At 65.5% G+C, this 3790-nt stretch carries 4 protein-coding genes; 3 read left to right on the top strand and 1 reads right to left on the bottom strand.

What is annotated here, in order from left to right; translation table 11 throughout:
- A partial coding sequence (gene rph / locus EOA27_RS26750) for a ribonuclease PH (protein WP_127257662.1) occupies nucleotides 1-457 on the bottom strand: 457 nt, incomplete at its 3' end.
- A gap of 146 nt (nucleotides 458-603) precedes the next feature.
- On the opposite strand from rph, the gene hrcA reads away from it, so the two are divergent.
- The 3 genes from hrcA to EOA27_RS26765 all read left to right on the top strand — a co-directional run bounded on the left by hrcA (nucleotide 604) and on the right by EOA27_RS26765 (nucleotide 3564).
- A complete protein-coding gene (gene hrcA, locus EOA27_RS26755; protein ID WP_126080304.1) occupies nucleotides 604-1701 on the top strand; it encodes a heat-inducible transcriptional repressor HrcA in 1098 nt (365 codons plus the stop codon).
- A gap of 198 nt (nucleotides 1702-1899) precedes the next feature.
- Entirely contained in the window at nucleotides 1900-2097 is a 198-nt protein-coding gene (locus EOA27_RS26760) for a hypothetical protein (protein ID WP_126080303.1), read from the top strand.
- Nucleotides 2098-2214: 117 nt separating this feature from the next.
- Nucleotides 2215-3564, top strand: a complete 1350-nt coding sequence (locus tag EOA27_RS26765; RefSeq protein ID WP_126080302.1) for a sorbosone dehydrogenase family protein — start codon at nucleotides 2215-2217, stop codon at nucleotides 3562-3564.
- The last annotated feature ends 226 nt before the right edge of the window (nucleotides 3565-3790 follow it).

The raw sequence follows: 3790 nt of genomic DNA on the forward strand, positions 1-3790 counted from the left end.
GAGACAGGACCATCTGGCGCGCTTCCATCCAGCGCAGGCAGTCGTAGAGCGCCACCCAGCCGCCGGTGATCGAGGCGGTGCGGGTGCCGCCATCGGCCTGGATCACGTCGCAGTCGACGGTGATCTGCTGTTCGCCCAGCGCCTGCAGGTCGACCACGGCGCGCAAGCTCCGGCCGATCAGCCGCTGGATCTCCAGCGTGCGGCCGCCCTGCTTGCCGGCGGAGGCCTCGCGCCGCATGCGCTCGCCGGTCGAGCGCGGCAGCATGCCGTATTCGGCCGTCACCCAGCCCTTGCCGGAATTGCGCATCCAGGCCGGCACCTTTTCCTCAAGGCTCGCGGTGCACAGGACATGCGTGTCGCCGAACTTCACCAGGCACGAGCCTTCGGCATGCTTGGACACGCCGCGCTCGAAGGAGATGGCGCGCATTTCGTCGGCTTGGCGTTTGGAGGGGCGCATCGAGGCTCTTTCTGTTTTTCCCGGATTCGTTGGCGGCTTGTAGACGCATGCAGTCTCTCGCGCAAAGGAAAAGGGGCGAGAGCCGGGGCGGGTTGCGCGGGCCGACCGGGAGTCTATATCTTTCCGGTAGGAGGTTTCTCGCCGGAATGAACAGACCAGTCGATCCGACGTCGCAGTCGCCCGGGCTTCAGTCGCCGGTACTTCAGTCACTCGACATGCGCTCGCGCGATATTTTCCGGCGGATTGTCGATTCCTATCTGCGCGACGGCGAGCCGGTCGGCTCGCGCAGCCTGTCGCGCATCCTGCCCTCCTCGCTGTCGCCGGCCACCATCCGCAACGTGATGAGCGACCTCGAGCATCTCGGCCTGATCTATGCGCCGCATGTTTCCGCCGGGCGGCTCCCGACCCAGACGGGCCTGCGCTTCTTTGTCGACGCCTTCATGGAGCTCGGCGACCTTTCAGACGACGAGCGCCGCATCATCGAGGCGCAGGTGCGCGCCTCGGGCTCCGGCGCAACGCTGGAGCATATGCTGACCGAGGCCAGCCAGATGCTGTCCGGCATGTCGCGCGGCGCCGGCCTCGTGCTCGCCTCCAAGAACGAGGTGGCGCTGAAGCACATCGAATTCATCCAGCTCGAGCCGACCAAGGCGCTGGCCGTGCTGGTGTCGCAGAACGGCGATGTCGAGAACCGCGTCGTCGACCTGCCCGTCGGCACCACCGTGTCGCAACTGCACGAGGCGTCCAATTTCCTCAACGCCCATATCCGGGGCCGCACGCTTGCCGAGGCGCGCGCCGAGATCGCCCGCATCAAGGATGAGACCAAATCCGCTCTCGACACGCTGTCGCAGGATCTTGTCGAGAAGGGGCTGGCGGTCTGGGCCGGCGCCGAAAGCGGCCTGCCGGCGCGTCTCATCGTGCGCGGCCGTGCCAACCTGCTGGAAAATGTCACCGCCCAGGCCGATCTCGAACTGCTGCGCCATCTGTTCGAGGATCTGGAGACGCAGGACGGGCTGCTGCAGCTGCTCGACCTAGCCGAGGAAGGGCCGGGCGTGCGCATCTTCATCGGCTCGGAGAACAAGCTGTTCTCGCTGTCCGGCTCGTCGCTGGTCGTCGCGCCCTATCGCGACAAGGACGCCCGCGTCATCGGCGCGCTTGGCGTCATCGGGCCGACGCGGCTGAATTACGCCCGCATCGTGCCGATGGTTGACTATACGGCACAACTGATTTCGCGCATGCTCCGCTAGGTTTATCGATATTCAGGTGAGGCCGGCCTGCGAATGACGGCTTCCTGCCCTTCCGGTGCTCACGTACTTTAAGTACGCTCCGCTCGGGTTCTCGGAAGCCACCTTGTCTGGCCGCTTCGCGCCCGTCTTCGACTCCGGCTCGGCCTGACCTGAATCTTGCCGCACCTAGGGTCGCACCAGCTGCAGAGGGAGAAAAAAATGGCGTTGGAAGCTATCAAGGCCCAGATCGACCTCCTGCTTCAGGAAATGATCAACCAGCCCGAGGACGATCACGAGATCCAGGAGCAGCTGCGCGAGAAATTGCGGGAGCTCCGCGCCATGGGCCTGCCCTTGCCGGCCGATCTCGTCGAGCTGGAAAAGCGCCTCGACGACGACCTGGATGCCGAGGAGACCTAAGCTCCGGCGCTCCGTCAAATCCGCGTGCGCAAGCTTCTCTTTTCGGTCGTTTGCCCAATATGTCCTGCTCGGAGCGCCTGACCGAGCGAGGCGCATTGGCAGACGACGGAGAACAGCATGATACGGATCGCCGGCCTTGCGGGCACTGCCTTGATTCTCGCCACCGGTGCCTTTGCGCAGCAGGCCCCCTTGCTCAGCGGCGAAAAGGCCTTCGGCGACTGGAAAGCCGATCGTCCGGGCGTGCGCCGGCTGCTGAAGCCGCAGGATCAGCCGAAACCCAATGTGGCGGAGTCCGCCGCCAATGGCGGCGGCGTCACCGATCGCCCGGAGGACGCGAAGCCACAGCTTCCGCCGGGCTTTTCCATCGAGCTGGTCGCATCGGGTATCGACAGTCCACGCGTGGTCCGCGTGGCGCCGAACGGCGACCTCTTCGTCGCCGACAGCCGGGCAAACCAGGTCCGCGTCTATCGCCTGGCGCAAGGCAGCGCGAAGGTCGCCGAGACGTCGATCTTTGCCAAGCGCCTGACGCGACCCTACGGCATCGCCTTTTATCCGCCGGGCGACAAGCCGCAATGGGTCTATGTGGCCAACAGCAACAGCGTCGTGCGCTTCCCCTATCGCGACGGCGACCTTGAAGCGTCCGCCAAGCCGGAGACCATCGTCGCGAAAATCCCCGCCAGCCACCACTGGACGCGCGACATCGCCTTTTCGCCCGACGGCAAGACGCTCTATCTGTCGGTCGGCTCCGGCTCCAACATCGCCGAGGATATGGGGGCGAAGCCGAAGGGCGGTGTCGAGGCGTGGGCGAAATCGCAGCCGCTGGGCGAGGGCTGGGGCGCGGAACAGGGCCGTGCTGACGTGCTCGCCTTCGACCCCGACGGCAGCAACCGCAGGACCGTCGCCACCGGCCTGCGCAACTGCTCCGGCATGACCGTGCAGCCGGCGACCGGCGCGCTCTGGTGCGTCGTCAACGAACGTGACGAGCTTGGCGACAACACACCCTTCGAATACGCGACCGCGGTGAAGGACGGCGCGTTCTATGGCTGGCCCTGGTATTACATCGGCGACAACGAGGACCCGCGCCACAAGGGCGCGCGCCCAGACCTCGCTGGCAAGGTCACGCTGCCCGACGTGCTGATCCAGGCGCATTCGGCGCCGCTCAACATCGCCTTCTATAGTGGCGGCAACTTCCCGGCTGACGGTTTTCCTGCTGAATATAGGGGCGACGCCTTCGTCACCCTGCACGGCTCGTGGAACCGCAATGTTCGCACCGGCTACAAGGTGGTGCGGCTACGGTTCCAGGACGGCAAGCCGACCGGCGAATATGACGACTTCGCCACCGGCTTCGTCATATCCGACGACGCGGTCTGGGGCCGGCCGGTCGGCGTCGCTGTCGCCAAGGACGGCGCGCTGATCCTCACCGAGGACGGCAACGGTACGATCTGGCGTGTGACGTATGGCGGGTAAGCGGTGGTCGGGCGTTCGACCGTGCGTCGAGGGGCCCCCTCACCCGGATTGCCAACCGAATTGCGAAGGGCAATTCGGGGCAATCCGACCTCTCCGCAAGCAGGGCTGTCCGGGGAAAGGTTCGGGTGAATCGAAATGCCGCATGTGCATGCCCCGTAAGACGGGGATTTTCCGTCTACCTTCTGGTTGTCGAGACTCAGAAAGGGAACGGGGCATGCGCTTTACG

Origin of the sequence: Mesorhizobium sp. M2A.F.Ca.ET.037.01.1.1, assembly GCF_003998075.1 — a bacterium.
GTDB lineage: Bacteria > Pseudomonadota > Alphaproteobacteria > Rhizobiales > Rhizobiaceae > Mesorhizobium.

Bases quoted from the DNA above. Each gene is read 5' to 3' on its own strand.
- hrcA (WP_126080304.1), top strand. From the start codon at position 604: ATGAACAGACCAGTCGATCCGACGTCGCAGTCGCCCGGGCTTCAGTCG.
- EOA27_RS26760 (WP_126080303.1), top strand. From the start codon at position 1,900: ATGGCGTTGGAAGCTATCAAGGCCCAGATCGACCTCCTGCTTCAGGAA.
- EOA27_RS26765 (WP_126080302.1), top strand. From the start codon at position 2,215: ATGATACGGATCGCCGGCCTTGCGGGCACTGCCTTGATTCTCGCCACC.